The sequence below is a fragment of the Microbacterium ginsengiterrae genome, assembly GCF_014205075.1.
In the GTDB taxonomy this organism is placed as follows: domain Bacteria; phylum Actinomycetota; class Actinomycetes; order Actinomycetales; family Microbacteriaceae; genus Microbacterium; species Microbacterium ginsengiterrae.
Map to the genome: position 1 here is coordinate 1,783,775 of NZ_JACHMU010000001.1, position 26,607 is coordinate 1,810,381.

The window sequence follows — 26,607 nt, forward strand, 5'->3', positions numbered from 1 at the left end:
ATGTCCGTGGGCGAATCTACGGTGTGAGTATGCGAATCCTGCACACCTCCGACTGGCACATCGGCCGCACCTTCCATGGCAACTCGACCATGGATGCGCTGGCCGAGGTCTTCGGTGCGCTGATCGCGCAGGTGCGAGAGAACGACGTTGACGTCGTCATCATCGCCGGTGATGTGTTCGACTCCGCGACGCCTGCCGGTCCGGCGTACACGCTGCTGGGTGACACGCTCGTCGGCCTGCACGAGACCGGGGCCAAGGTCATCGTCACGAGCGGCAACCATGACTCCGCCGCCCGCCTCGGATTCCAGGCAGGGCTGCTGCGCGACGGGATCCACGTGCTCACGGATCCCGAGGCGATCGCTCGTCCCGTCACGATCGACGACGAGGCAGGCCCCGTGCACTTCTTCGGCATCCCGTACCTCGAGCCGGCCATCGTGCGTCAGCACTGGCCGGAGGCCGGGCTGCGCACGCAGGCACAGACCATGTCGCATGCGATGGGTCTGGTGCGCGGCGCGATGGCCGAGCGCGAGGGGCGTTCGGTCGCGATCGCGCACTGTTTCGCCGCCGGGGTCGACGCGACGGTCGGTCTCGAACGCGAGGTGCGCCAGGGCGGCCTCGACGTCGTTCCGCTCGAGGTCTTCGACGGCCCTGACTACGTCGCTCTCGGCCACATCCACGGCCGCCAGGCTCTCAGTGACCGCGTGCGCTACGCGGGTGCGCCGCTCCACTACAGCTTCGGCGAGCAGCACAAGGAGCGCGGCTCCTGGATCATCGATCTTGACGCCGACGGCCTCGCCGAGGTGCGCTGGTCGGCGCTGCCGGTGCCGCGGCGTCTGGTCACGCTCACGGGCCCGCTCGACGACATCCTGTCGGACGAGAACGTGACCGCGCATGCCGACGACTGGGTGTGCGCCGAGTACACCGACACCCTGCCCCAGGCCGAGCCGATGCGGCGGCTGAAGGAGCGCTTTCCCTACTGCGCGATGGTGCAGCACACTCCGGCGCAGTCCACGGACGACGCGAGCCGACAGTCGTACTCCGCTCGGTTGAAGGCCGCGGTCACCGACGTCGAGCGCATCGAGGCGTTCCTCGAGCACGTGCGCGCAGGGCAGGGGCCGAAGGAGCGCGAGAGCGAACTCATCCGCGAAGTGCTCGACGATCGCGTCATCGCCGAGGCGCTCGTATAGTGCGCCTCCATCGCCTCGAGATCGAGGGGTTCGGTCCCTTCCTCGATCGGCAGGTCGTCGATTTCGACAGTTTCTCCGATGACGGGATCTTCCTCATCGCCGGGCGGACGGGCGCCGGCAAATCGAGCATCCTCGATGCCGTCTGCTTCGGGCTCTACGGGTCGGTCCCGCGCTACGAGAGCGGTGACAAGAGGTTGCGCAGCGACCACTGCGAACCGGACGACCCCACCGAGGTCGTGGTGGAGTTCAGCACGGGCTCCGGCCGGTACCGGGTGGTGAGATCGCCCGAGTACCTGCGCCCCGCCAAGCGCGGCGGTGGACTGACCAAGCAGGCGTCCGCCGTACGCCTCGACATGCTCGACGCCGGCGGCGACTGGGTGACGCGCGCGACCAAGGAGAAGCGGGTCGCAGACGAGCTCGACGAGATCCTCCAGCTGAGTCGTGAGCAGTTCCTGCAGGTCATCCTGCTCGCGCAGAACCGGTTCGCGCGGTTCCTCCTCGCCGACAGCAAGGAACGTCAGGGGCTGCTCCGACGGCTGTTCGGCACCGAGCGCTTCGAGGACGTGCAATCCCGCTTCGATGAGCGTCGTCGGGCATCGGAGAGCGCGCTCTCCGGTGTGATGGCGACCGTCGATGCGCGCATCGATGAGGCGGAGCGGGTGATCACCGACGGAGAACTGTGGGGAGAGCACGACGCGTCGCTCGTCGCCACGACGTCGGAACGCATCGATGCGCTCCGGGCCGCCCTGGCCAGAGCCGAATATCGCGCGGAGCGTCGGGCCGCGGACCGCGACGCGGCCGAAGAACGCCTCAGCCTCGCGGATGCGGCACTGGCGGCGCAGCGCGACGACCGACGAGCGCAGGAGGAGCGCGACAGAGCACGCGCCGCGCTGGCGCGACTGGACGCCGAACAGCCGAGCATCGACGAGGCGAAGTCGACGTTGCAGCGCGCGCGAGCGGCCGAGGCGCTGCGGGCGACGATCGCGGCCGTGTGGCGGGCCGAGCAGGTGCGTGACGCCGCCCTCACGGCGGAGGGGGAAGCGCGCGCCGAGTGGGACGCCGCAGGCATGACGATCGATGAGACCTCCGCGGAGGCTCTCGAAGCGTGGGCGGCCGACCGCACGCGGGAGACCGGCGGCTGGCAGAACGCCGCGACGCTCGAACGCGACACGCCTGCGCGCGCGGCGGAGCTCGAGGAGGCGCAACGGCAGGTGTCCGTCGCAGCCGCTCTCGTCGAAGCCGGAGAAGCGGAGCGCGCCGAGCTGCCCGCACGGCTGCAGGAACTGACCGAGCGGCGCGATGCGCTGCGGCGCAGCGCGGACCGCGTGGACGACCTCGCGAGCGCGCTCGCCGCTGCGAAAACGCGGACGTCGGCGGCGAAGAGGGCCGCAGCCGCGGAGGTCGCCCTGCAGACCGCCGAGCGAAGCCTCGCTGAAGCGAGCGAGGCCCTTGCCGGCGCCCAGGCGTCTCTCGCGCAGCTGAGGAGGCGACGCCTCGACGGGTTCGCCGGAGAGCTCGCCATCGCCCTCGTCGCGGGCGAGCCGTGCGCCGTCTGCGGCGCGACCGAACATCCGGCGCCCGCCGAGCACAGCGACCCTGTCTCGGCCGACGACATCAACGCGGCGGAACAGGCGCGGGACGCCGCCCAGTCCGTTGAGAAGGCGGCGCAGGAACGCGTCAGCACGGCGCGGAGCGATGTGGCGGCGGCCCACGCCGTCGCCGACGGACGCACGACCGCCGCGGCGCAGGAAGAACAGGCCGAAGCCGAACGCGCGCATGCGGAGGCTGTCGCCGCCGCGGACGCCCTCGCCGCCGTCGACGCGCAGGTGGCGGAGGTCGGCACGAGCATCGCACGGCTCGACGAGACCCGCGAAGAGGCCGCCGCGACCCTGGCCGCCGCGCACGAATCCCTCGCCCTGGCGAGCCAGCGCGACGAGCAGGCCGCACAGCAGATCATCGAGGCGCGCGGCGGGTTCGCCACCGTCGCCGAACGGATCGACACCACACGGGGCCACATCGAGGCCGCCCGTGCACTGGCCGCCGCTCTCGCCGAGAGCAGGCGGGCCACGCAGGCGCATTCGGAGGCCATCGGCCGACAGAGCGACGCTCTCGCCGCGTCGGATTTCGAGGACGTCGAGGCGGCCGAGCAGGCGATGCGCTCCGCCCAGGAGCAGGAATCACTCGAAGCCCGCATCACCGCCCACGCGGCGCAGCGCGAGAAGGAGCGGGCGACGCTGTTCGACCTCGAACTCCGCACGCTGCCGGAGGAGCTGATCGACATCGCTCCGGCGGAGCTCGCCGCGACCGAGGCACGTACGGCCTGGAAGGCCGCCGTCGCCGAGGCCGGCCGAGCGACGGCGACGTCGGAGCAGCTCGCGAGTCTCATCGAGTCGGCCGCATCCGCGCACGCCCGGAGCGCCGGACAGCGCGACGAGCACGAGGTGCTCCGCGCTCTCGCCGACACGATCGCCGGCCGCGCAGGCAACACCCACAAGATGACGCTCGAGACCTTCGTGCTCGCCGCCGAACTCGAAGAGATCGTCGACGCCGCCAACCGTCGCCTGAGCGACATGTCGACCGGACGCTATCGTCTGCAGCATTCGGACGCGCTCGCCTCCCGGGGCGCGGCATCCGGCCTGGGGATCGTCGTGTTCGACGCCTTCACCGGGCAGACGCGTCCGCCGCAGTCTCTCTCCGGCGGGGAGACCTTCCTCAGTTCGCTCGCGCTGGCGCTCGGCCTCGCCGAGGTCGTCACCGCGCGTGCCGGCGGCATCCAACTCGACACCCTCTTCATCGACGAAGGATTCGGCTCTCTCGACGCCGACACCCTCGAAGTCGCCATGCGCGCGCTCGACGAACTGCGCTCCGGCGGGCGGACGGTGGGCATCATCAGCCACGTCGAGTCGATGCAGGAGCAGATCCCCGCACAACTCGTGGTCGAGCAGACCGCCGCCGGTCCGAGCCGCATCCGCGACTGACGGCCGGCGGGGGAGCGCCCCTCGCCGTCGTCGGCTTAGGCCGTCTGCGGACTCCACGCCGACACGGCATCCAGTGCCCGGATGTCTTCCGGCGTGAGCTCCAGCCGTCCGCCGGCGAGCAGATCCGCCACCTGCCCGGCGTGCGATGCGCTCGCGATGGGAGCGGCGACCGTCGGGCGGGAGCGCAGCCATGCGAGGGCGGTGGCGGCCACGGACGAGCCGTGCTCGTCACCGATGCGCTCGAGCTCGCCGATGACCCTCAGACCGTGGGCCGTCGCGTACTGCGCGGCTCCGGCAGCCCGCGGCGACGCCCCAGCGGCGTCCGTCGAGCGGTACTTCCCGGTGAGGAATCCCTTGGCCAGCCCGTAATACGGCACGAGGCTCATGCCGAACTCCTGCGCGAGGGGGATGATGTCCTCCTCGACGTCGTTGCGGTGCACGAGGTTGTAGTGCGGCTGCACCGCGACGGGGAGTGCGGTTCCCGAGGCCTGTGCGATCTCGATCCATTCGCGGATGCGGTCGGCGGTGTAGTTCGAGACGGCGACATGCTTCACGAGCCCGTCCGAGACGAGCGCTCCGAAGGCGGCGACGGTCTCCGCGAGCGGCGTCTCCTCGTCATCGAAGTGCGCGTAGTACAGATCGATCGCCTCGACGCCGAGGCGCTGCAGAGACGCCTCCGCGGCGGCGCGCACGTTCTTCGCCGACAGCCCGCGGAACTCGGGGTGCTGGCTCACCTTGGTCGCGACGGTCACGCCCTTCGGCCTGCGAGAGGCGAGCCACTCGCCGATGATGCGCTCGCTCTCTCCGCCGCTGTTTCCGTCGACCCAGGCGCTGTACGAGTCGGCGGTGTCGATGAAATCGCCGCCTCCCTCGGTGAAGGCATCGAGGATCTCGAAGGACGCGTCGCGGTCGGCGGTCCATCCGAAGACGTTGCCGCCGAGGGCGAGCGGGAAGACATCGAGGTCGCTGGTGCCGATGAGGGGCATGGTGCTCGCTTTCGTTCTCGGGTGGCGATCGCGGATGCGATCGGCCGCTCGCCACCCTACCGACGGTGGATCTGTCAAGCGTCATCCGCCTGTAACAGCCTCGGGTGATACTGGTCGCATGACGCTTCAGCAGGAGATCGCTCAGACCCTCGGTGTACGGACGGAGATCGAGCCGGCAGGTGAGATCGAACGGCGGGTGCAGTTCCTCGCGGACTATCTCGTCGCAAGCGGCAGCAGCGGCTTCGTGCTCGGCATCTCCGGTGGACAGGACTCCACTCTCGCCGGTCGCCTCGCGCAGCTCGCTGTCGAGCGGGTGCGCGACGGGGGCGGCACGGCCGAGTTCATCGCCGTCCGGCTACCGTACAAGGTGCAGCATGACGAGGACGACGCGAAGGCGGCCGTCGAGTTCATCGCCCCGGATCGAGTGGTCGAGGTGAACATCCAGAACGGCGTGGACGGCGTCGAGAAGGACATCGCTCAGGCGGCAGGCGCCGAGGTCTCCGACTTCAACCGCGGCAACATCAAGGCGCGCATCCGCATGGTCGCCCAGTACGCCCTCGCCGGGCATGACGGCCGCCTCGTGATCGGAACCGATCACGCCGCCGAGGCCGTCACCGGCTTCTACACGAAGTTCGGCGACGGCGCAGCGGACGTGCTGCCGCTCTCCGGGCTGACCAAGGGGCAGGGCAAGCAGCTGCTGCGCGAGTTGGACGCGCCGGAGCGACTCTGGATGAAGGTCCCCACCGCCGACCTGCTCGACGATCAGCCCGGCCGCGCCGACGAGGACGAGCTCGGTCTCACCTACGAGCAGATCGACGACTACCTCCTCGGCAAGCAGGTGGATGCCGAGGCCGCGGAGCGCATCGAACAGAAGTACCTCGCGACCAGGCACAAGCGCGAGATGCCCGTCGGGCCGGATGACGACTGGTGGCGCTGAGCTAAGGCGGTCCTCGAGCGTATAGCCACGGGTCGTTGAGCGAAGGCGCGAAGCGCCGCAGCGGTGTGCTGAGCGAGCGAAGCGAGCCGAAGTGCCGAAACGGGGTGAGCGAGCGCAGCGAGTCGAAGCCGGACACCGAAGTCCGGTGTCCGCGCCCCCGGCTACGCTCGAAACATGCGGATCGACACTCAGGCGCAGCGCGTCATCTTCAGCGCGAGCGACCTGAAAGCGGCCGCTGAGTGCGAGTTCGCGTGGTCGCGGGCGATCGACGCGAAGCTCGGTCGGGTGCCCGCCGTGGAAGAGCCGGAAGACGCGACGCTCGCGCGGGCAGCGGAGCTCGGAGACCGTCATGAGGCGGCCGTACTCGCCGCGTATCGCGAGCAGCTCGGCGCGGATGCCGTGCACGAGCTCTCCCGGGTGAACTCCGGGGACGCGGACGCACTCGCCGCGGTGGTCGAAGAGACGATCTCGGCGCTGCGATCCGACGCGAAGCTCGTGTTCCAGGCGGCTTTCGCGACGGACGAGTTCGTTGGTTTCGCCGACTTCCTGCTGCGTCAAGACGACGGCCGCTGGCGAGTCCAGGACTCCAAGCTCGCCCGCACCGCGCGCGTCACGGCTCTCATGCAGCTCGCGGCATATGTCGACCAGCTCGACCGGCTCGGTATCCCTCGGTCCGACGAAGTCGACCTCCTGCTCGGCGACGGGACGACCAGCACGCACTGCGTCGCCGACCTGCTCCCGCTCTTCCACGTGCGCCGCGCTCGGCTGCGCACGCTCATCACCGACCGCGACATCGCAGCAGGATCCGCCGGCGCGCCGCTGGCGTGGGGCGATGAGCGCGGCGACATCGGCATCGTCGCGTGCGGTCGCTGCGCCACCTGCACCGAGCAGGTCGACGCGGCGCGCGACCTCCTGATGGTGGCGCGGATGCGACCGGTGCAACGCGCGCGGCTGCGCGACGCCGGCATCGACACGATCGACGCCCTCGCGGCGGCGACCCTTCCGCCGGCCGGCATGAACGTCGACACCTTCGAGTCGCTGCGGGCACAGGCGCGGCTGCAGATCCGCGCGGAGGCTGCGGATTCCCCCACGTATGACGTCTACCACCCCGACGCCATCCACACCCTGCCCCGCCCCAGCCGCGGCGACATCTTCTTCGACTTCGAGGGCGACCCGCTCTACACCGAAGCGGTCACCGACGGCCACGCGCAGTGGGGCATCGACTACCTGTTCGGCTGGGTCGACAACGACGATCAGTACACGCCGCTGTGGGCGCACACCTTCGCTGACGAGAAGCGCGCGCTCGAACTGTTCCTCGACTTCGTGCATGCGCGTCGAACAGCGCACCCCGACATGCACATCTACCACTACGCGCCCTACGAGACCTCGCACCTCGTCGCGATGGCCGCGAGACACGGCATCCGTGAGGGCGAAGTGGATCAGCTCCTGCGCGAGGGCGTGTTCGTCGACCTCTACCCGCTCGTGCTGCGCACGGTGCGCGTGGGGTCGAGGTCATACTCGATCAAGAAGCTCGAGCCGTTGTACATGGGCGATGAGGTGCGCACGAGCGACGTCCAGAAGGGCGACGACTCGATCGTGCAGTACGTCGCCGCGCGGCAGCTCGCCGCTGCAGGCGAGACCGGTGAGGCGGAGGCCGTGCTCGCCGACCTCGCCGACTACAACCGCTACGACTGCGTGTCGACGAGAAGGCTGCGCAACTGGCTGATCGACATCGCGCGGCAGAAGGGCGTCCACCCCGCGCCGCCCGACGTGCCGGACGAACTGATCTACGAGCCGTCCCCTCGGTCGGTGGCGCTCCTGGCCGATGCCGAGCGCGACGTCGCCGCCGGCGGGGACGGTGAGGCACATCGGGTCGCCGCCGCCGCGATCGACTACTACCCGCGCGAGGCGAAGAGCTTCTGGATCGGCCATTTCCAGCGGCTGCGCGAGCCGGTATCGATGTGGGACCAGACGAGGGATGTCGTGCGCATCGATGCCGCCGCCTCCACGCTGCGTCGGGACTGGAGCATCGAAGAGGGCCGACGGGTCACGTCGCGCGAGATCGAGATCCGCGGCGAGATCTCTCCCGGCACGACGCTCGGTGAGGGGGCGAACCCGTTCGCGTTGTACCCGATCCCCGCCCCGTTCGACGTCGAGGCGCCGTCGCGCGCGGTGCATGTGGCACGCACGGTCACGGTGATCGAGGTTCTCGACGACGGCTACGTCATCGCCGAGACGTCGGTGGGAGGGCAGACCTGGGACGAGTTCCCGCTGGCGCTCACGCCGGCCGCGCCGCCTCGCGTGGTGTCGCTGCAGGGTGCGATCGATGAGTGGGCGGATGCCGTGCACGACGCTGCTCCGTCCTTCCCCGCCGACGCCGCCACAGACATCCTCCGGCGCACGCCCCCGCGGACGATCACCGGCGCGGGGCTGCCGCCGGCCGACGGCGACGTCATCGACGCGATCGTGCGGGCGGTCCGCGATCTCGACCGCAGCTACCTCGCTGTGCAGGGGCCCCCGGGAACGGGCAAGACCTACACCGGCTCGCACGTGATCGCGCGGCTCGTGAACGAGCACGGCTTCCGCATCGGTGTGGTGGCGCAATCTCACGCGATCATCGAGACGCTGCTGGAACGCGTCGTCGCCGCCGGTGTGCCGGCCGGTCAGGTCGCCAAGAGCCCGAAGGAGAAGGGGTCCGACCCTGCATACACGCCCATCCCGAAGTCAGGGATGGCCGCATTCCTCGCCGAGCGGGAAGGGCAGGGCGTCGTCGTCGGGGGAACCGCGTGGGACTTCAGCAACACGACCCGCGTGGAGCGCGGCGGCCTCGACCTCATCGTCATCGACGAGGCGGGCCAGTTCTCCCTCGCCTCCACCATCGCCGTCGCGGCCGGAGCGAAGCGCCTGCTGCTGCTCGGGGACCCGCAGCAGCTCCCGCAGGTCAGCCAGGGCGCGCACCCTGAGCCGGTCGACACGTCGGCGCTCGGCTGGGTGATGGACGGCGACGCCGTCGTCCGCCCCGAGTACGGATACTTCCTCGACCGCAGCTGGCGCATGCATCCGGCCGTCGCGGCGCCGGTGTCCCGGCTGTCGTACGCGGGGCAGTTGGCGTCGGCGCCCGGCACAGAGGGCCGCGCGGTCGAGGGGGTCGAGGCAGGACTCCACCTCCGACCGTTGCGGCACCGCGGCAACGCCACCCAGTCTCCTGAAGAGGCGCAGGAGGTCGTGCGGATCGTCCAGGACCTCATCGGCCGATACTTCGTCGACACCGTCGATGAGGGCCGGCCCCGACCGCTGCGCGAGACGGACCTCATCGTCGTCGCACCGTACAACGCGCAGAAACAGCTCGTGCACGACGCTCTGGCGGCGGCAGGGTTCCCCGAGGTGCCCGTCGGTACGGTGGACAACTTCCAGGGCAAGGAAGCGGTCGTCTCCATCACGACCCTCGCCGCCTCCAGCGGACGGGATGCACCTCGCGGCCCCGAGTTCCTGCTCCTGCAGAACAGGCTCAACGTGGCGATCTCACGCGCGCAGGTCGCGGCGTACCTCGTGTACTCGCCGGCACTGCTCGACGACCTCCCGCGGACGCCGGAAGGGGTCGCGCGGCTCAGCGCCTTCGCGCACCTCGTCGGCGCAGACCGCGACTGACGGCGCCGGTCGCGACCGACGGCGCCGACCGCGACTGACGGCGCCGGTCGCGACTGACGGAGCCGGTCGCGACTGACGGCGCCATGCCGCCCACGCGACGAGGCTGTCCCGACGAGGTCGCTGAGGGTCGTTCGGTCGCCGCGGTTCAGGCCGCGGTCAGACCGTGCGAGTCAGACGGTGCCGTAGAGGCGGTCTCCGGCGTCGCCGAGACCGGGGACGATGTATCCCTGTTCGTTGAGGCGCTCGTCCAGCGCACCGAGCACGAGTGTGACGTCCTGGTCGCCCACGAGCTTTTCGATCGCCGCGACACCCTCAGGGGTGCCGAGCAGGCAGATCGCGGTGACGTCCTTCGCCCCGCGGTCGAACAGGAACTGGATCGCGGCGCCGAGCGATCCGCCGGTGGCGAGCATCGGGTCGATCGCGAAGCACTGGCGGTCGCTGAGATCGTCCGGCAGACGCTCGGCGTAGGTCGTGGGCTCGAACGTCGTCTCATCGCGCACCATGCCGAGGAAACCGACCTCGGCCGTGGGGAGCAGCTTGACCAGGCCCTCGAGCATGCCGAGTCCGGCACGCAGGATCGGCACGACGATCGGGCGCGGCTCGGAGATCTTCACACCCATCGTCGTCGTCACGGGCGTCTGGATCTCGATGGGGGACACCTTGACGCTGCGCGTCGCCTCGTAGGCGAGCAGGGTCACGAGTTCCTCGGTCAGCTGGCGGAACACCGGTGACGAGGTGCGCGCGTCGCGCAGCACCGTGAGCTTGTGAGTGATGAGAGGGTGGTCGGCGACGTGAACACGCATACCCATAGGGTAATGCGCCGCGGCTGCGGATACGCTCGGATCATGGCCAGAGCGGACGACGACGGGATGCTGCGCGCCCTCGAGCTCGCCGAGGAGGCAGCCGCGGCGGGCGAGGTTCCGGTCGGAGCCGTGGTCCTCGATGCGGCCGGTCGCGTGGTCGGCGAAGGGCGGAACCTTCGCGAGACGACGCACGACCCGACCGGTCACGCGGAGATCATCGCCCTTCGCGCGGCGGCAGCGGCCATCGGGTCGTGGAACCTCGAAGATCACACGCTCGTCGTCACGCTCGAGCCGTGCATCATGTGTGCCGGAGCGATCCTTCAGGCGCGTGTCGGGCGCGTCGTCTTCGGCGCGTGGGACGACAAGGCCGGTGCCGCCGGCTCCATGTACGACGTGTTGCGCGATCGGCGACTGCCGTATCGCGCAGAGGTGATCGGGGGAGTGGCGGAGGTCCCGGCCACCCGGCTGCTGCGCGACTTCTTCGAGCAGCGGCGCTGAGCAGCACCTCGGAGACGAGCCCGCTCAGTCCTCCGACTTCAGCACGAAGACGTCGGTCGACGGTTCGGGATCCAGCGACGGGCGGTAGATGTCGGGCTGGACGTACACCGCGCGGGCCGCGGGGACCGTCGCACGGATGCGTTCGTCGATGTCGTTGATGCAGTCCGCGACGTCGCGGACGGTCTTCTCCGCGGGGAGGGCGATCTTCGCCGCGACGACGAACGCGTCGTCGACGGGGTACGTCTTGAGGCTGATGAGCTTCTCGACGTCGGAGCACCCGAGGATGGCATCCATGATCTGGTCGAGGTCGTGTGTGCTGGCAGATCCGCTCATGCGGCGAGTCTAGTTCCGCCGTCCATGATCCGCATGAGGCACCTCGGGGACCGTCCGCGCGGCCCGCATAGGATTGCCGCATGGTCGTTTCCCTCCCGTCCCTCGCGTTCCTCGGTGCCGGCTCCATGGGAGGCGCGATCCTCCGTGGCGTCGTCGCCTCCGGCATCCCCGTCGACGGCGGGATCGTCGCCACCAACCGCACGGCGGAGAAGGCGGCGACGCTCGACGGTCTCCACGGCGTCCGTGCCGTCGCCCTCGCCGACACCCCATCCGGGAACACGGATGCCGCGGCATCCGCCCGCATCGTCCTCGTCGGTGTGAAGCCGGCGATGGTTCCCGATCTGCTCCGCGAGGTCGCACCGGTGCTGCGTGAGGACGCCATCGTCGTGAGCCTCGCCGCCGGGGTCACGCTCGCGACCTTCGCCGAGGGCCTCGGCGACGATGCGCGCGTCATCCGCTCCATGCCCAACACCCCCTCCACGGTCGGCAAGGGCGTCACCGGCCTCGCGCCCGGTGCCGGGGTGAGCGGGGACGACCTCGCGATCGTGCGGCGGCTCTTCGAGCTCGTCGGTGCGGTGATCGAGGTGCCGGAGGACAAGATCGACGCGCTGTCGACGATCTCCGGCTCGGGCCCCGCCTACGTGTTCCTTCTCATCGAGGAACTCACGAAGGCGGCGATCGGCAAGGGCTTCACTGAGGCCGACGCGCGGCTCATGGTCGAGCAGACGTTCATCGGCGCGACGGCGCTACTGGAGTCCTCCGGCGAGGAGCCCGCCGAACTGCGCCGTCGCGTCACCAGCCCGAAGGGGACGACGGAGCGTGCGGTCGCCGTGCTGCAGGATGCCGGCCTCGATGAGGTGTTCGCCCGCGCCACGGATGCCGCGCTCGCGCGGGCGAAGGAGATGGCCGCCGGGAGGTAGTCCCTGCCCGTCACGCGCTCAACGGTCGAGCGACGCGAACCGTTCGATGTCGCTGTTGGTGCCGGACACGATGATGAGGTCGTGGTTGGTGACCACCGTGTTCGCCTCCGCGTATCGGAACGGCTTGCCGGGGCTCTTCACACCGACGACGGTCACCTTGTACTTCGTCCGCACGCCGGATTCGTTCAGACCGACGCCGCGGATGAACTTCGGCGGGTACATCTTCGCCAGGACGAAGTCATCGTCGAAGCGGATGAAGTCGAGCATCCGGCCGCTCACGAGGTGGGCGACGCGCTCGCCGGCCTCGCGCTCCGGATAGATCACGTGGTTCGCTCCGACGCGGGCGAGGATCTTGCCGTGCGACTGCGAGACCGCCTTCGCCCAGATCTGCGGGACCTTCAGGTCCACGAGGTTCGCGGTGATGAGGACGGATGCCTCGATCAGCGAGCCGACGGCGACGACAGCGACCTGGAAGTCCTGCGCGCCGATCTGCTTGAGCGCGTCGATGTTGCGCGCATCGCCCTGCACGGTGTGGGTGACCCGATCCGACCACTTCTGCACGAGTTCGAGGTTCGCGTCCATCGCGAGCACCTCGCGGTCGAGACGGTCCAGTTCTCCCGCGCAGGCTGCGCCGAAACGGCCCAGTCCGATGACGAGGACCGGTGCGTCGCCGCGGATTCCTTCAACCAACGATCGGCCTTTCGACGGGCAGCGAATAGAGCTGCGTTCTCGTCGTCGCGGCGACCGCCGCGGCGAGTGTCACTGTACCAACGCGCCCCATGAAGATCGTCGCGGCCATGACGTACGTCGCGGATTGGGGCAGCTCCGCGGTCAGTCCCGTCGAGAGGCCGACGGTGCCGAACGCGGAGATGACGTCGAAGAGCACGTCCTCGGTCGAGGCCTTCGTGATCTGGGTGATCACGATCGTCGACAGAGCGACGATCGTCGCGCCCCATGCGACGACGCTCAGAGCGACGCGCTGCACGTCGCTGGGGATGCGGCGACCGAACACCTGCACGGACTGCCGGCCGCGCGCCTCGGACCACACGGCGAGGGCGAGCACGGCGAGCGTGGTGACCTTGATGCCGCCGGCGGTGGACGCCGACCCTCCACCGACGAACATGAGCATGGAGATCGCGAGCTTCGACGATCCGTTCAGCTCGCTGATCTCGATCACGCTGAAACCGCCCGACCTCGTCATGGCGGAGAGGAAGAAGGACTGGAACGTCGTGTCGACGGCATCCATCGCCCCGAACGTCTTCGGGTTGTCGAACTCGAGGATGATGAACACGACCGCGCCGACGACGAGCAGGATCGCCGTCGTGATGAGGGTGAGCTTCGAGTGCAGCGACCACCGCTTGACATGGAAGTGGTGCTTGGCGAGCGTGTAGATGACCGGGAAGCCGATGCTGCCGAGGAAGACGCCCATCATGAGCACGGTGAGCACGAAGTAGTCGTCCACGAACTCGACGACGCCGGTGGCGTTCGGGGCGAAGCCGGTGTTCGTGAACGCCATCGCGGAGTAGTACGGCGCCTCCCACAGGGCGGTGAGCGGGTGGATGCCCGCCATCACGAGGCCCGGGTACAGCAGAGCGGCCACGACCAGTTCGATGAGGATCAGCGACATGGCGACGGTCATCAGCAGCTGACCGACCTCGCCGAGTCGCACGGTCTGCCCCTCGTTCACGACCCCGCCGTGCGCGCGCAGCGGGTTGCTGTCTCCCGCTGCCAGGAGCTTGGCCCGAAGGCCGAGCTTCTTCGAGATCACCAGGCCCAGCACGGAGGCGAGGGTCAGCACGCCCATTCCGCCGATGTTCACGCCGAGGAACGTGAGCACATGGCCGAAGGGCGACCAGTGGGTCGCCATGTCCACCGTCGAGAGCCCTGTGACGCAGATGGTGGACACCGCGGTGAAGAGTGCATCGTTCAGCGGTGTCACGGTTCCCGAGGCCGATGCGATCGGCAGGGAGAACAGGGCGGTGAACAGCAGGATCAGCGTCGCGAAGATGAGGATCGCGAAGCGCGACGGCGACGATGTGATGAGCCGGCGCACCGCGTGCGCCAGGTCCCCCCAGCGCCCGCGAGAGGACGCCGACCAGCTGTTGCCGGACATCGCATCCTCCCGTGCTCGTCAGTGGCCGCTCGACACGGCGTCGTAACGAGCCCTCGTCATGGTACTCCGACCAGGGGGCGGCTAATCTGAACTTCATGACGGACATCTTCGACGTGATCGCGGACGGCACGAGGCGAGACATCCTCCAGCTTCTGCTGCGGCGGTCGACGGAGGGGGAGTCCGGCACGAGCGTGTCGCAGATCGTCAGTGAGCTCGGCATCAGCCAGCCGACCGTGTCGAAGCACCTCAAGGTCCTCCGGGATGCCGAACTCGTCAGCGTCCGCGAAGACGGGCAGCGCCGTTTCTACAGCCTCGAAGTCGACCCCCTCGAGGTCGTCGACGATTGGCTGGTCCCCTTCCTCGTCGATGCGTTCGGCGAGGACGCGCCGGACATCGACTGGACCACGGTGCCGCTGCCCGACGGCGCGGCGCACGCCGCAGAGGTCGTCGGCCGCGCCGCGGCATCCGCCAAGCACGTCGTCACCACCGCGCTTCGGCGCCTCGGCGCCTGACGCGGGACAGGGCCCCCGGCTGCGCCGAGGACCCTGCGCATGCGCGGGGCGGTCAGCGCGCTCCCGCCTTCCGGCGGAACAGCCACGCTCCCCACACCACTGCCGTGGCGAGGATGCCGATGCACCACACGATGGCCCAGGCGGGTTGCGTGCCCGCCGAGGATCCCATCAACAGACTGCGGATCGTCTCGACGATCGGGGTGATCGGCTGATGCTCAGCGATCGGCTGCAGCCAGTCCGGCATGCTCGACACCGGCACGAACGCGCTGGAGAGGTACGGCAGGAACAGCAGGATGAAGCCGTACCCGTTGGCGCCCTCCGGCGACCCCGCCGCGAGCCCGATCGCGGCGAAGAGGTAGGTGATCGCCAGCAGATACAGCGTGAGGAACAGCGCCATGAGGATCCAGTCGCCCAACGACGCCGTCGGTCGGAAGCCCACCAGTACGCCGACCCCGACGACGATCGACGTGGCCACGAGGTTGCGCACAAGGCTGGCGATGACGTGCCCCGTGAGCACGGCTCCCGCCCGCACGGGCATGGTGCGGAAGCGATCGATGATGCCGGTACGCATGTCATTGGCCACGTACACGGCGGTGGAGGAGGCCCCGAAGCCGGCACACGTGAGGATGATCCCGGGGACGACGTAGTCGACGTAGGCCCCGGACGGGTCGATCGCACCGCCGAAGACCCAGGTGAACATCAGCATGAGCATCACCGGCAGCAGGATCGCCATCAGGAGCGATTCGCCGTCGCGGAGCGAATGGCGAAGGCTCCGACCGAAGAACACGGACTCGGCGGTGAGGCCGCGCAGCGGCGGGCGGACGGCGGGGGTGGATGCCGCGACGGCGGACAGTGCAGTGGTCATCTCGATGTCCCTTCGCTCAGCGTGTCATGTGGGTCATGCCTCGACGACGCACCGGAGTCGATGGAGCCGGTGACGGCGAGGAACACGTCGTCGAGTGTCGGTCGCCGCAGGGTGATGACGCCGTCGGCTCCCTCGCGGTCGAGTTCGTCGAGCGCGCGTCGCAGCCCGGTGACCGAGCCGTCGGTGGCGATCTCCCGCAGCAGGTCACCGGACGAATCGTGCAGCTCGACGGTGTCTCCGCCGATGCGGGATTTCAGCTCTGCGGCGGTCCCGAGGGCCGCCACCCTCCCGTCGTGCAGCACCGCGATGCGGTCGGCGAGCTGGTCGGCCTCCTCCAGATACTGCGTGGTCAGGAACACCGTGGTCCCCGCCGATGCCAGCGCGCGGATGATGCCCCACAGGTCGCGGCGACTGCGGGTGTCCAGCCCTGTGGTGGGCTCGTCGAGGAAGAGCACCTCGGGGGTGACGACGAAGCTCAGCGCGAGATCGAGACGTCTGCGCATCCCGCCGGAGAATGTCGCGACGCGCCGGGACGCGACGTCGTCCAATCCGAAGCCGTGCAGGAGGTCTTTCGCGCGGCGTCGCGCTGCGGAGCCGGAGAGTCCGGCGAGACGCCCGAACATCACGACGTTTTCGGTCGCGCTGAGTGCGTCGTCGACCGCGGCGGACTGACCGGTGAGGCTGATCCGCCGGCGCACCTGTGCCGGTGCGGATGCCACGTCGAACCCGCTGACCGTGGCGCTGCCGGAGTCCGGCGGGATGAGTGTGGTGAGGATGTTGATCGTCGTGGTCTTGCCTGCGCCGTTGGGGCCCAGCAGGGCGAAGATCTCGCCGCGGGCGACGGTGAGGTCCAGTCCGTCGATCACGGGTTTCGACCCGAATGCCTTGCGGAGCGCGCGGACCTCGATGGCGGATGTCGTCATGTCGTTCTCTCTTCCTGTCGCTGTCCTTCTGTGTAGACGCGAAACTGTGTATGTCGCATACTTTGGTGTATGACGGTAACACACTGTTTACGAGATAAACAGACCTAGGATGGTCGACATGACGGACGACGAGACTCCCGAACTCCCCAGGGGCATCGCGCTCGCCTGGGGCGTCGCTGCGAACCCGCAGCGCGGCCCGAAGCGAGAGATGAGCGTGGAGAAGATCGTCGAGGCCGCGGTCGCACTCGCCGACGCCGAAGGAATCAGTGCGGTGTCCATGGCGGCGGTGGCCGCCAAACTCGGGTTCACCCCGATGTCCCTCTACCGCTACGTCAGTGCCAAGGACGACCTGCTGCTGCTGATGCAGGAGGAGGCGACCGGCCTCCCGCCGGAGGCCTTCCGCGACCACGACGGTTGGCGGGCGAAGCTGCGGGCGCTGTTCGAGGCGCAGACCCTGATCTTCCTTCAGCACCCGTGGATCCTGTCGTTGCCGATCACCGGGTCCCCGATCACGCCGAACAGTTCCGCATGGATGGACGCCGGTCTGGAGGCGCTGTCGGGCACGCCGCTGAACGAGCGGGAGCGGATGGCCGCGGCGCTCGCCGTGTCCGGCCACGCGCGCTGGTACGGGATGGTCCTCTCGGGGTACGCCGAGCAGTCGCGGCTCACCGGGCTGACGGCGGAGCAGGTCAGTGCGCGCGAGGCCGCCCTCTTCGACCGGGTGATCACCGAGGAGGAATTCCCGCACCTGCGCCACGCGATCGACGCGGGGATCTTCACCGCTGAGGACGACCCCTTCCGGTTCGCGCTCGAGCGCACTCTCGATGGCCTCGAGTCGTATATCGCCGCTCTCGACCGGGGCGAGACGCACGAGGTCGAGACGGCCTGGCTTCCGGAGGAACACGCGGAAGTGGCGTCGGACAAGCGCGTCAGGGAGGCGGCGAAGGCGGTGCGCGCGGCGGAGAAGGCATTGCGTGACGCGCGCAAGCACGAGCGGCAAGTGCGGAAGGAGGCGCGCGAGCGCTCAGTACGCCGGAACTGACCGCCGTCAGTCACATCCGTCACATCCTCCCCGTGGGTTTACAGGCGTCCCGTGTTCCCCATAGAGTTGGGCATCACAGAAAGGGGTACGTGGGATGCCCGATGTTCCTGAAGTCCGATTCCTGACGGTCGCTGAGGTCGCAGAACTCATGCGCGTGTCCAAGATGACCGTCTACCGGCTCGTGCACTCCGGTGACCTGCCGGCGATCCGGTTCGGACGCAGCTACCGAGTGCCCGAGACAGCGGTGGCCGATGCTCTGCAGCGGCCCGTCTCCGACGTCGGCTGACGCGTCACGGCAGACGTTTCGTCGCGTGCACTTCGCGCGGCTTCGCGTTTGCTAAACTGTTCCGAGGCATTTTTTCCGTGCCCGTACCCGGGTGTCCGACTTTTGAACGACGCCCAGCCCCTGACTTAGTGAGGTTTCCGTGGGTTCAGTCATCAAGAAGCGCCGTAAGCGCATGGCGAAGAAGAAGCACCGCAAGCTGCTTCGCAAGACTCGCCACCAGCGCCGCAACAAGAAGTAAGCGGCCAGACACCGAGCGCCCCAGGCCGGCTTTCGAGCTCGTCATAGGGGCGCTTCGTGTCTCTGCCCGCGCCTCCGCACCGATCAGGAGATGCCATGAAGTCGATCACGATCGCCGAACTCACCGCGCGAGAGGGCACGCCGCTCATCGACGTGCGTGAGAAGGACGAGTACGCGGCAGGCCACGTTCCGGGCGCCGTGAACATCCCGATGTCGGAGATCGGCAACCGCCTCGACGAACTCCCCGCGGAGGCGTTCGACGTCATCTGCCAGGCCGGCGGTCGTTCGGCGCGCGTCGTCCAGGCTCTGGAGGAGCGCGGATACGACGCGACCAACGTCGAAGGCGGCACCGGCGAGTGGATCGCCCTCGGGAATCCCGTCGAGAAGCCGTCGGCGTGACGACAGTCACCGTCATCGGGAAGCAGGGCTGCCACCTGTGCCCGACGGCACTCGGCATCGTCGAGCAGGTCGTCGCCGAGCTGCCCGACGAGATCGGTGACGACATCGAGATCGAGGAGCTCTCGATCGAGGACGACCCGGCACTGCACGAATTGTGGTGGGAGAAGATCCCCGTCGTCCTGATCGACGGGGAGTTCCATGCGCAGTGGCGGGTCTCACCCGACCGCCTGCGAGAGAGACTGGAGAGCAAGTGATCCGTCACGTCGTCACCTGGAAGCTCGCGAGCGAGGACACGGCCGAGCGTGGTCGACAGGCCGAAGAAGTCGCCCGTCGACTGAACGCCCTCGACGGCGTCGTGCCGCAGTTGCGTGCGATCTCGGCCGGTGCGAACTCCCTCTACCCGGACGCGAACTGGGACGTCACTCTCGTCGCGGACTTCGATTCCGTCGAGAGTCTCGAGCAGTACCAGGTGCATCCGGCGCACGAAGAGGTCGCCGCCTACATCCGCTCGGTCGTCGCTTCTCGCGTCGCCGTCGACTTCACGGTCTGATCCGGCCGGTGCCGCCGGTTCATCGGTAGAGCAGGTCCTCGGCGACCTGTTCGCGCCACTCGGGGACGGCGAGCCGATCGGCGTCGTCCCACTCCCCGTCGACGATCTGGGTGAATGCGCCCTTGACTCCGAAGAGCTTCTCCAGCGGCGTCCAATCGGATTCGCCGGGCATCGGCATCAGCGTCCGCTCCTCGAGCGCGCCGGGGTGCACCTGCTCGAGCAGGGAGAGCAGTCGCACACCGGTGTGGACGGGGCGCAACGCATCCGGATCGGTGACGTGCAGGATCACCCCTTCGCACGACTCTCCTGAGTGGTCGCGGACGAGCGGGGTGAACCCGTACGGCACGGCCACGACGCCGGGAAGTCCCGCATCCGCGATCGCCGCCGCGTACCGCTCGCCGTCGATGAAGGGAGCCGCGATGACGCGGAACGGCACCGCGGTGCTGCGTCCCTCCGACACGTTCACGCCCTCGGCGAGACACGTGCCGGGGTAGAGCAGCGCGGTCGCAGCCGACGGGAGGTTCGGCGACGGCGGCATCCAGGTGAGCTCCGCTCGGCCGAGCGCGGTGCGGTGCCGGTGCCAACCGGCCACCTCCACGACCTCGAGCTCGACATCGAGGTGCCGGGTGCGCACCCAGTGACGGGCAAGCTCACCGATCGTCAGCCCGTGCCGGATCGGCATCGCCCATCGTCCGACGAGAGACCGCGCATCCTCGTCGAGCATCGGTCCCTCCGCGTGGCCGAGATCTCCGCCGAGCGGGTTGGGCCGGTCGAGGACGATCACGGCGACGTCGGCGTCGGCGCAGGCCTCCAGCAGGTGGCTCATCGTCCAGATGTAGGTGTAGAACCGGGCGCCCACATCCGGCAGGTCGACGAGGACGGCGTCCAGCCCGGCGAGGTCGGCTGTGGTCGGGCGGACGTGCGCGCCATAGAGGCTTCGCACCGGAACGCCGGTGACGGGGTCGGCGTCGTCGCCGACATGCTCGCCTTCCCTGGCGCGTCCGCTCAGGCCGTGCTCCGGGCCGAAGAAGACCGAGACGTCCCATCCGGATGCCGCGAGCGGCTCGCGGCCGCGGACGAGGTCCGACGTCAGAGCGAGATCGTTCGTGAGCATTCCCAGCGTGCTGCTCGAGAGTCGAGCGAGGAGGTCGGGGCTGATGTCGCGCCGGACGAGCCGGTCGATTCCGAGAAGCATGATCAGTCGATTCTGTGGGTGGTGACAGCGTCGTAGGTGCGCTGCAGATTGTCGGCGATGGTGTCGTAGTCCGCCTGCGCGATGCGGGCGAAGAGGAAGTCGAGCACGGCGAGCTGGGCGATGCGGCTGGACATCGCTCCGGAGCGGAAGGTCGACTCGGACACGGCGGTGACCAGCACGAGATCGCAGGCGCGTGCGAGCGGGGACTCGGGGTTGTTCGTGAGGGCGATCGTCGTCGCGCCGGCCCCGGCCGCGACCTGCGCGGACTGGACGATCCCGAGTGTCCGCCCGGAGTGGGAGATCGCGATCGCGACATCCCGCGCGCACAGGAGCGCCGCGCCGGTGAGAGCGAGGTGCTGGTCGGTGCGGGCCTGCGCGATCAGTCCCGCCCGGTGCAGCTTCTGCTCGAAGTCGTGCGCGGCCAGGCCGGTGGACGCGGACCCGTAGATGTCGATGCGCCGCGCCGCCCTGATCGCCTGCGCGCAACGCTCGAGCTCGGCGACGTCGATCTGACGGGCGGTGAGCTCGATGGCGGATGCCTCCGCGAACGCGATCTTGCGGACGGTCGTGACCGCATCGTCGTCGCGGTCGACGTCACCCGCAGACACCTGGAACCGCTGCCGGGCGGATTCGTCGCGGTCCAATTCCTTCGCCAGCGCGAGGCGGAAATCCGGGTATCCCGAGAACCCGACGCTCTGCGTGAAGCGCGCGATGCTCGCCACCGAGGTACCGCTGGCGACGGCCAGCTGAGTGATCGAGTGCTCCACGGCACGACTGGGATCCGACAGGACGTGCGCGGCGATGCGCTGCTCTGTCGGCGTCAGTGTGGACCGCCGCTGGTGGATGGCGGTCGTGGCGCTGGTGGGCACGCGCCCATCCTGACAGAAATTGTTTCCGCCGTGTAACTAATTTCCGAAAATGCTTGCTAGTTTGGAATCTCTTGCCCAGGGTTGGGCATGCACGACACCGTTGTCGCCGCCGATCTCGCGGCGGTGCTTCACACCGAGAGGAACCTCATGCGTCATCGTTCGATCCGCCTTGCGTTCACCGCAGGCCTCGTCGTCACAGGTCTCGCCGTCGCCGGCTGCGCGCCGGCATCCGATGCAGGTGAGGATGACGTCACTCTCACGATCTGGTCGTGGCAGGCCTCCTCCTCGCCGAAGTGGGAGGCGGTCTTCGACGTCTACGAGGAGTCGCACCCCGGTGTGACCATCGAGTTCGAGGGCTTCCAGCCCACCGAGTACAACCAGATCCTCGCCACCGGGCTCGAGGGCAGCGACGGCCCTGACATCGCCATGCTCCGCGCCTACGGCGGCATCCAGTCCGCCATCCAGTCCGAGCAGATCGTGCCGATCGATGACATCGTCGACGGGCTCGACCAGTTCGATCCGATCGTCCTGCGCGCCGCGCAGGGACGCGAGGACGGTGCCACATACGGCGTGCCCTTCGCCTACCAGACGATGCAGATGTTCTACAACAAGACGATGTTCGACGAGATGGGCCTTGAAGAGCCGACCACGTGGGATGAGTTCATCGACCTGCAGGAGTCCCTCCTCGACGAGGGCATGACCCCGATGGCACTCGGGGCCCGTGAGGACTGGGTCCTGCCGATGTTCCACGACATCGTCGGAGCGTCGCGCTACGGCGGTGCCGAGTTCGAGGAGAAGGTGCTCGCAGGTGAGACCGACTTCACCGACGCGGACTATGTCGCCTCGCTGCAGATCGTCAAGGACATGCAGAAGTACCTCGACAAGAACGTCAACGCCATCGCCGTGGCGGATGCCGTGCTGCAGTTCACCTCTGGCCAGGCCGCGCAGTGGCCGGGCGGTTCGTTCGATCTGCCCACCTTCCAGGACTCCGCTCCGGACACGGAGTGGGGCGTCTACGAGGTGCCCCCGGCTCCGGACAGCATCCTCGACCACGCGGTGACCCCCGGCTACGCCGACGGCAGCTTCGGCATCAACGCGTCCAGCGACAAGCAGGAGGCCGCGACCGAACTGCTCAACTGGATGACGACCGTGGAGTTCGGCCAGCTCGTCGCCGACGAGGTCGACCAGTTCTCCGCGCTCCCCGGCGTCGAGTACTCCGACCCGCTGATGCAGGAGATGAACGAGGCGTACACCGCCAACCCCGCCCCGTACCTTCTGCTGGTGGACTTCCGCTACGGCGACCCGACCGGAACGGCCGTGCTCGGCCCGGACGTCCAGGCGATGTTCCTCGGTGACAAGACGCCGGAGCAGCTCGGTGCCGACCTCCAGTCGGGCATCGCGACCTGGTTCACCCCCGCATCCTGATCCATTCGTGGTGGGGATGCTGCGGCATCCCCACCGCGGAGCGAAAGAGAAGCCATGGCTCTGACAATCCCGCTGCGCCGGCGTGAGAAGGCAGGACGGTCCCGAACGGGAATCGCCCTGACGACTCCGACCGCGTTGATGTTCGTCCTTCCGGCGGCGGCGCTGTTCGCCGTGCTGATCCTGTATCCGATGCTCGCCGCCCTGAGCTACTCGTTCTTCGACTGGCAGGGGACCAAGCAGGGCGGTTTCGCCGGCGTCGGCAACTACATCACCCTGCTGACCAAGGAGCCGTACGCGTCCGAGCTCTGGAACGCGTTCGGCCACAACCTGCTGCTGTTCGCCGGCGCGATCGTGTTCCAGAACTCATTGGGCCTCGGCATCGCCACGCTGCTGCACCGCAGGGGGCGCAGCAAGCGCTTCTTCCAGACGATCTTCGCCCTGCCGTACCTCGTCAGCCCCATGGTGATCGGCTACCTGTGGTCGCTGATGCTCTCCCCACTTTTCGGTCCGGTCAATGCGATCCTGCGCGGCGTCGGGCTCGAGAGTCTCGCCCTGCCGTGGCTCGGCGACCCGAATCTCGCGATCTGGGTGATCGTGTTCGTCAGCGCATGGCAGTGGATCGGGTTCCCGATCCTCCTGTACGGGGCAGCGCTGGGCGGCATCCCCGAGGAGATCGAGGAGGCGGCGTCCCTCGACGGCGCCACCGCAGGCAAGCGGTTCCGCTACATCACCCTTCCCATGCTCACCCCGACGATCGGCATCATCACGGTGCTCACCTTCATCGGGAGCATGGAGTCGATGGCGATCCCGTTCGCGCTCGCCGGATCCAACGGGGCGCCCGCAGGATCGACGGACGTCATGATGCTGCTGTTCTACCGGACGGCCTTCGAATCCGGTAACCCGAACTCGATCGGCGTCTCGTCCGCCCTCGCCACCGTCCTGTTCATCTTCATCATGGTGATCTCGGTCGTGATCACCTCCTCGATGCGCCGAGCCGAACGAAAGCTGTTCTGATGAGCACTCTGCTGACCACACGCGAAGAGCCGACCACCGAGGCCGTCGTCGCCGGCAGACCCGCCCCTGCGCGGCGGCGCCGGCGCACGTCGGACACTCCTCTCATCGGGCGCGTCCTGGCGAACGTGTTCCTGTGGGGCTACGCCCTGATCGCGATCGGGCCGCTGCTGCTGATGGTGAACAACTCGCTGCGCAGCCAGCAGCAGATCGCCTCCGAGCCGCTCGGACTGCCGTTCCCTGCAACCTTCACGAGCTTCCAGAAGGCCTGGGTCACGGCATCCTTCGACACCTACTTCATCAACTCGATCACGGTCACCGTCGGGTCGGTGATCGTCACCACCGTGGTGTCGATGCTCGCCGCCTACGCGTTCGCACGGGCGCGGGCGAAGTTCTTCCGCGGCATCGAGGCGGTGTTCCTCTCCGGGCTCATGCTGCCGGTGCACCTCGCGATCCTGCCGCTGTTTTACCTGCTGGACTCCCTGAAGATGACCAGCAACGTCTTCAGCCTCATCCTCGTGTACGGCGCGCTCGGCATCCCCTTCACCACGTTCGTGCTGACGGTGTTCTTCCGCGCACTCCCGATCGAGCTGGAGGAGGCGGCCCGCATCGACGGCGCAGGTCCCCTCCGCACCTTCGTGATGATCCTGCTGCCGCTGGTGCGACCCGCGCTCGCCACCGTCATCGTCTTCCGGTTCGTGCCGGTGTGGAACGACTTCTTCTACCCGCTGATCCTGCTGCGCGACCGCAACTCGTACACGCTGCCGGTCGGGCTCACCCGGTTCTTCGGTGAGTACTCGACGGACTGGCCGCAGCTCTTCGCCGGTCTGACGATCGCGACGATCCCTCTGGTGGTGCTGTTCCTGCTCGCCACCAAGCAGATCATCAGCGGCCTCACGTCGGGCATGAGCAAGTGATGGGGGGAGATCCGCGATGGTGAACGGCGCCCCGGGGTCCGCATGGGCGTCGATCAGGGTCGTCAGCACTGACGCCGCGGAGGAACGTCAGGTCGTCGGCACCCCGGCGTCCGACGACGCGACGCCGCTGGAGCCGCGGCACGTGTTCGACCTCGCCTCACTGACGAAGGTGTTCACCACGGTCGCGGTCCTGCGCCTGGTGGAGGCGGGCGTCGTCGATCTCGACGCGCCGGTCTCCGACGTCCTGACGGTCGGAGAGGGGGCGGATGCCGGGACGATCACTCTGCGGCATCTGCTCACCCACACGGCGGGGCTGCCGGCGGAGTGCGGTGGCTGGCGGGACGGTCTCTTCGGTGACGATCTGCGGGCGGCGGCGCTGCGCAGTGGGCTGCAGGCTGCGCCCGGCGAGATGCACCTGTACTCGGACATCGGGTTCATCGCCGTCGGAGAGCTGCTGGAGCGCGCCTCCGGCCGGGCTCTGGACGCACTGGTCGCCGAGGCAGCCGACGCGCTCGGTGCGGACGATCTCACCTGGCGCCCGGATCCCGCGTTCGCCGTCGCGACGGAGTGGCAGCCCCATCGCGGGCTCGTCCGCGGGGAGGTGCACGACGAGCTCGCGCACGCCCTCGGGCGGCCCGCCGGTCACGCCGGGCTCTTCGGCACGGTCGACGACGTCGCCGCGCTCGCGCGGATGATCCGTGACGAAGGGGAGGGAGGGCGCGCGCGCGTTCTTTCCACCGAGAGCGTCCGGCTCATGACGACGCCGATCGCCCGCGCCGACGCCGGGTACGGGCAGGCCGTCGGGCTGCGCGTACGGGACGCCGGATGGATGGGCGACGTGGATGCCGTGGGGCACACCGGGTTCACCGGAACCTGCTTCGCGGTCCGACCGTCGACCGGCGGTCTCGGCGTCCTGCTCACCAACCGCGTGCATCCGAGCAGGGTGGACACGGATCTCAGCGACGTCCGGCGAACGTTCCTCGCACCCCTCGGCGCCGCGGCGGAATCGATCTCATAGCACACGGGCTGAAACGGAACCGTAACCCGCGGAAATGGGTTTTCCGTCCGAGTCCGTGTCAGGATGTCTGCGTACCCGAACGCGGGCCATCAGGTCCCATCACTCAGGAGCGGTCATGACTCGACGCCGTCACATCTTCCTCGGCATCGCCCTCGCGGCGACGGCCTCCCTCACCCTCGCCGGTTGCGCCGGCGGCGGAAACGACGCGGGCGACGACGCTCCTGCGTCCAGCGGAGACGAGTACGGCCTGGTCGAGGCGGGGTCGCTGACGATCTGCTCCGACATCCCCTACGCTCCCTTCGAGTTCGAGGGCGGCGACAACGGCACCGGCTACACCGGTTTCGACATCGACCTGCTCGACGCGATCGCCAAGAAGCTCGACCTGAAGCTCGCCGTCCAGGACGTCGGATTCGACGCTCTGCAGTCCGGCACCACCCTCGCGTCCGGCACGTGCGACCTCGGCGCATCCGCCATGACGATCACGGACGAGCGCAAGGCGAACCTCGACTTCTCCGACCCGTACTACGACTCGCTGCAGTCGCTGCTGGTGCGCACCGACTCCGGCATCGAGTCCATCGATGACCTCGACGGCAAGATCGTCGGCGTCCAGCAGGGCACGACCGGCGAGTCCTACGCCGCCGAGAAGGCCCCCGGCGCTGAGCTGCTGCAGCTGCCGTCCGACGGCGAGCTGTGGCCGGCGATCCAGGCCGGCACGATCGATGCGATCCTGCAGGACCAGCCGGTGAACCTCGAGCACGAGAAGGCCGACTCGACCTACAAGATCGTCGAGGAGTACAACACCGACGAGCAGTACGGCTTCGCTTTCGCCAAGGGCGAGAAGCAGGCGCTGCTCGAGGCCGTCAACTCGGCCCTGCAGGAGCTGCGCGACAGCGGCGAGTACGACACGATCTACGACACGTACTTCACCGCGAACTGACCCCGAACGACGGGTCGG

General features: G+C 68.7%; 27 protein-coding genes. 18 read left to right on the top strand and 9 right to left on the bottom strand.

Annotated elements, in window-relative coordinates; genetic code table 11:
- Positions 1 to 29 precede the first annotated feature (29 nt).
- Both HD600_RS08895 and HD600_RS15190 read left to right on the top strand, forming a co-directional pair.
- Complete coding sequence (locus HD600_RS08895) at positions 30 to 1,187, top strand: exonuclease SbcCD subunit D (RefSeq protein ID WP_184283076.1); 1,158 nt, start codon at positions 30 to 32, stop codon at positions 1,185 to 1,187.
- Positions 1,187 to 4,165 carry an AAA family ATPase gene (locus HD600_RS15190; protein ID WP_184283078.1) on the top strand — a complete coding sequence of 993 codons (2,979 nt, stop codon included), beginning with the start codon at positions 1,187 to 1,189 and terminating at the stop codon, positions 4,163 to 4,165. The genes HD600_RS08895 and HD600_RS15190 overlap by 1 nt, the downstream gene beginning before the upstream one ends.
- A 35-nt stretch (positions 4,166 to 4,200) precedes the next feature.
- Here the strand turns inward: HD600_RS15190 and HD600_RS08905 are convergent, their stop codons facing one another.
- On the bottom strand, positions 4,201 to 5,151 hold the full coding sequence (locus HD600_RS08905; protein WP_184283080.1) for an aldo/keto reductase: 951 nt from the start codon (positions 5,149 to 5,151) through the stop codon (positions 4,201 to 4,203).
- Between the two features lie 118 nt (positions 5,152 to 5,269).
- On the opposite strand from HD600_RS08905, the gene nadE reads away from it, so the two are divergent.
- Both nadE and HD600_RS08915 read left to right on the top strand, forming a co-directional pair.
- The gene (gene nadE, locus HD600_RS08910) at positions 5,270 to 6,088 is read left to right on the top strand and encodes an ammonia-dependent NAD(+) synthetase (RefSeq protein ID WP_184283082.1); all 819 of its coding nucleotides are present in this window, start codon (positions 5,270 to 5,272) and stop codon (positions 6,086 to 6,088) included.
- 174 nt (positions 6,089 to 6,262) lie between these two features.
- The gene (locus tag HD600_RS08915; protein ID WP_184283084.1) at positions 6,263 to 9,736 is read left to right on the top strand and encodes a TM0106 family RecB-like putative nuclease; all 3,474 of its coding nucleotides are present in this window, start codon (positions 6,263 to 6,265) and stop codon (positions 9,734 to 9,736) included.
- A gap of 170 nt (positions 9,737 to 9,906) precedes the next feature.
- Here the strand turns inward: HD600_RS08915 and upp are convergent, their stop codons facing one another.
- The gene (upp, locus tag HD600_RS08920; protein ID WP_144794813.1) at positions 9,907 to 10,539 is read right to left on the bottom strand and encodes a uracil phosphoribosyltransferase; all 633 of its coding nucleotides are present in this window, start codon (positions 10,537 to 10,539) and stop codon (positions 9,907 to 9,909) included.
- 42 nt (positions 10,540 to 10,581) lie between these two features.
- Here upp and tadA point away from each other — a divergent pair, with 42 nt between their 5' ends.
- Positions 10,582 to 11,037, top strand: a complete 456-nt coding sequence (gene tadA / locus HD600_RS08925; protein ID WP_144794815.1) for a tRNA adenosine(34) deaminase TadA — start codon at positions 10,582 to 10,584, stop codon at positions 11,035 to 11,037.
- Positions 11,038 to 11,061: 24 nt separating this feature from the next.
- Here tadA and HD600_RS08930 read toward each other — a convergent pair whose 3' ends face one another.
- The gene (locus HD600_RS08930; RefSeq protein WP_144794817.1) at positions 11,062 to 11,370 is read right to left on the bottom strand and encodes a cation transporter dimerization domain-containing protein; all 309 of its coding nucleotides are present in this window, start codon (positions 11,368 to 11,370) and stop codon (positions 11,062 to 11,064) included.
- 80 nt (positions 11,371 to 11,450) lie between these two features.
- Here HD600_RS08930 and proC point away from each other — a divergent pair, with 80 nt between their 5' ends.
- The gene (gene proC / locus HD600_RS08935) at positions 11,451 to 12,290 is read left to right on the top strand and encodes a pyrroline-5-carboxylate reductase (RefSeq protein ID WP_184283086.1); all 840 of its coding nucleotides are present in this window, start codon (positions 11,451 to 11,453) and stop codon (positions 12,288 to 12,290) included.
- Between the two features lie 18 nt (positions 12,291 to 12,308).
- On the opposite strand, the gene HD600_RS08940 is transcribed toward proC, so the two are convergent.
- Together HD600_RS08940 and HD600_RS08945 are read right to left on the bottom strand one after the other, a co-directional pair.
- A complete protein-coding gene (locus HD600_RS08940; protein ID WP_144794840.1) occupies positions 12,309 to 12,980 on the bottom strand; it encodes a potassium channel family protein in 672 nt (223 codons plus the stop codon).
- Positions 12,973 to 14,403 (bottom strand): TrkH family potassium uptake protein, encoded by a 1,431-nt coding sequence (locus tag HD600_RS08945; RefSeq protein ID WP_184283088.1) that lies wholly within the window; start codon positions 14,401 to 14,403, stop codon positions 12,973 to 12,975. Before HD600_RS08945 ends, HD600_RS08940 begins: the two co-directional genes overlap by 8 nt.
- Before the next feature lie 95 nt (positions 14,404 to 14,498).
- On the opposite strand from HD600_RS08945, the gene HD600_RS08950 reads away from it, so the two are divergent.
- On the top strand, positions 14,499 to 14,915 hold the full coding sequence (locus tag HD600_RS08950; protein ID WP_184283090.1) for an ArsR/SmtB family transcription factor: 417 nt from the start codon (positions 14,499 to 14,501) through the stop codon (positions 14,913 to 14,915).
- A 52-nt stretch (positions 14,916 to 14,967) separates the two neighbouring features.
- On the opposite strand, the gene HD600_RS08955 is transcribed toward HD600_RS08950, so the two are convergent.
- A complete protein-coding gene (locus tag HD600_RS08955) occupies positions 14,968 to 15,780 on the bottom strand; it encodes an ABC transporter permease (RefSeq protein ID WP_184283092.1) in 813 nt (270 codons plus the stop codon).
- Positions 15,777 to 16,703, bottom strand: coding sequence for an ATP-binding cassette domain-containing protein (locus HD600_RS08960; protein ID WP_184283094.1), 927 nt, complete (start codon positions 16,701 to 16,703; stop codon positions 15,777 to 15,779). Before HD600_RS08960 ends, HD600_RS08955 begins: the two co-directional genes overlap by 4 nt.
- A 118-nt stretch (positions 16,704 to 16,821) precedes the next feature.
- On the opposite strand from HD600_RS08960, the gene HD600_RS08965 reads away from it, so the two are divergent.
- From HD600_RS08965 to HD600_RS08990, 6 genes are all read left to right on the top strand, one after another.
- A complete protein-coding gene (locus HD600_RS08965; RefSeq protein WP_184283097.1) occupies positions 16,822 to 17,745 on the top strand; it encodes a TetR/AcrR family transcriptional regulator in 924 nt (307 codons plus the stop codon).
- A 94-nt stretch (positions 17,746 to 17,839) separates the two neighbouring features.
- Entirely contained in the window at positions 17,840 to 18,031 is a 192-nt protein-coding gene (locus HD600_RS08970; protein ID WP_144794851.1) for a helix-turn-helix domain-containing protein, read from the top strand.
- Between the two features lie 139 nt (positions 18,032 to 18,170).
- On the top strand, positions 18,171 to 18,269 hold the full coding sequence (locus HD600_RS08975) for a 30S ribosomal protein bS22 (RefSeq protein WP_003792170.1): 99 nt from the start codon (positions 18,171 to 18,173) through the stop codon (positions 18,267 to 18,269).
- Positions 18,270 to 18,364: 95 nt separating this feature from the next.
- The gene (locus HD600_RS08980) at positions 18,365 to 18,667 is read left to right on the top strand and encodes a rhodanese-like domain-containing protein (protein ID WP_184283099.1); all 303 of its coding nucleotides are present in this window, start codon (positions 18,365 to 18,367) and stop codon (positions 18,665 to 18,667) included.
- A complete protein-coding gene (locus HD600_RS08985) occupies positions 18,664 to 18,921 on the top strand; it encodes a glutaredoxin family protein (RefSeq protein ID WP_184283101.1) in 258 nt (85 codons plus the stop codon). Before HD600_RS08980 ends, HD600_RS08985 begins: the two co-directional genes overlap by 4 nt.
- A complete protein-coding gene (locus HD600_RS08990; RefSeq protein WP_184283103.1) occupies positions 18,918 to 19,217 on the top strand; it encodes a Dabb family protein in 300 nt (99 codons plus the stop codon). Before HD600_RS08985 ends, HD600_RS08990 begins: the two co-directional genes overlap by 4 nt.
- A 19-nt stretch (positions 19,218 to 19,236) precedes the next feature.
- On the opposite strand, the gene HD600_RS08995 is transcribed toward HD600_RS08990, so the two are convergent.
- Both HD600_RS08995 and HD600_RS09000 read right to left on the bottom strand, forming a co-directional pair.
- The gene (locus HD600_RS08995) at positions 19,237 to 20,412 is read right to left on the bottom strand and encodes an exo-beta-N-acetylmuramidase NamZ family protein (protein ID WP_184283105.1); all 1,176 of its coding nucleotides are present in this window, start codon (positions 20,410 to 20,412) and stop codon (positions 19,237 to 19,239) included.
- Positions 20,413 to 20,414: 2 nt separating this feature from the next.
- Entirely contained in the window at positions 20,415 to 21,281 is an 867-nt protein-coding gene (locus HD600_RS09000; RefSeq protein WP_184283107.1) for an SIS domain-containing protein, read from the bottom strand.
- 87 nt (positions 21,282 to 21,368) lie between these two features.
- Between HD600_RS09000 and HD600_RS09005 the strand changes: the two genes are divergently transcribed.
- The 5 genes from HD600_RS09005 (at position 21,369) to HD600_RS09025 (ending at position 26,589) form a co-directional block, all read left to right on the top strand.
- A complete protein-coding gene (locus HD600_RS09005) occupies positions 21,369 to 22,706 on the top strand; it encodes an ABC transporter substrate-binding protein (RefSeq protein ID WP_241731652.1) in 1,338 nt (445 codons plus the stop codon).
- Positions 22,707 to 22,760: 54 nt separating this feature from the next.
- Positions 22,761 to 23,720: a carbohydrate ABC transporter permease gene (locus HD600_RS09010; RefSeq protein WP_144794861.1), complete on the top strand. Its 960-nt coding sequence runs from the start codon at positions 22,761 to 22,763 to the stop codon at positions 23,718 to 23,720.
- Positions 23,720 to 24,634 (top strand): carbohydrate ABC transporter permease, encoded by a 915-nt coding sequence (locus HD600_RS09015; protein WP_144794863.1) that lies wholly within the window; start codon positions 23,720 to 23,722, stop codon positions 24,632 to 24,634. Before HD600_RS09010 ends, HD600_RS09015 begins: the two co-directional genes overlap by 1 nt.
- A gap of 16 nt (positions 24,635 to 24,650) precedes the next feature.
- Entirely contained in the window at positions 24,651 to 25,652 is a 1,002-nt protein-coding gene (locus HD600_RS09020) for a serine hydrolase domain-containing protein (RefSeq protein ID WP_184283109.1), read from the top strand.
- Positions 25,653 to 25,767: 115 nt separating this feature from the next.
- On the top strand, positions 25,768 to 26,589 hold the full coding sequence (locus HD600_RS09025; protein ID WP_144794866.1) for a transporter substrate-binding domain-containing protein: 822 nt from the start codon (positions 25,768 to 25,770) through the stop codon (positions 26,587 to 26,589).
- Positions 26,590 to 26,607: the final 18 nt, after the last annotated feature.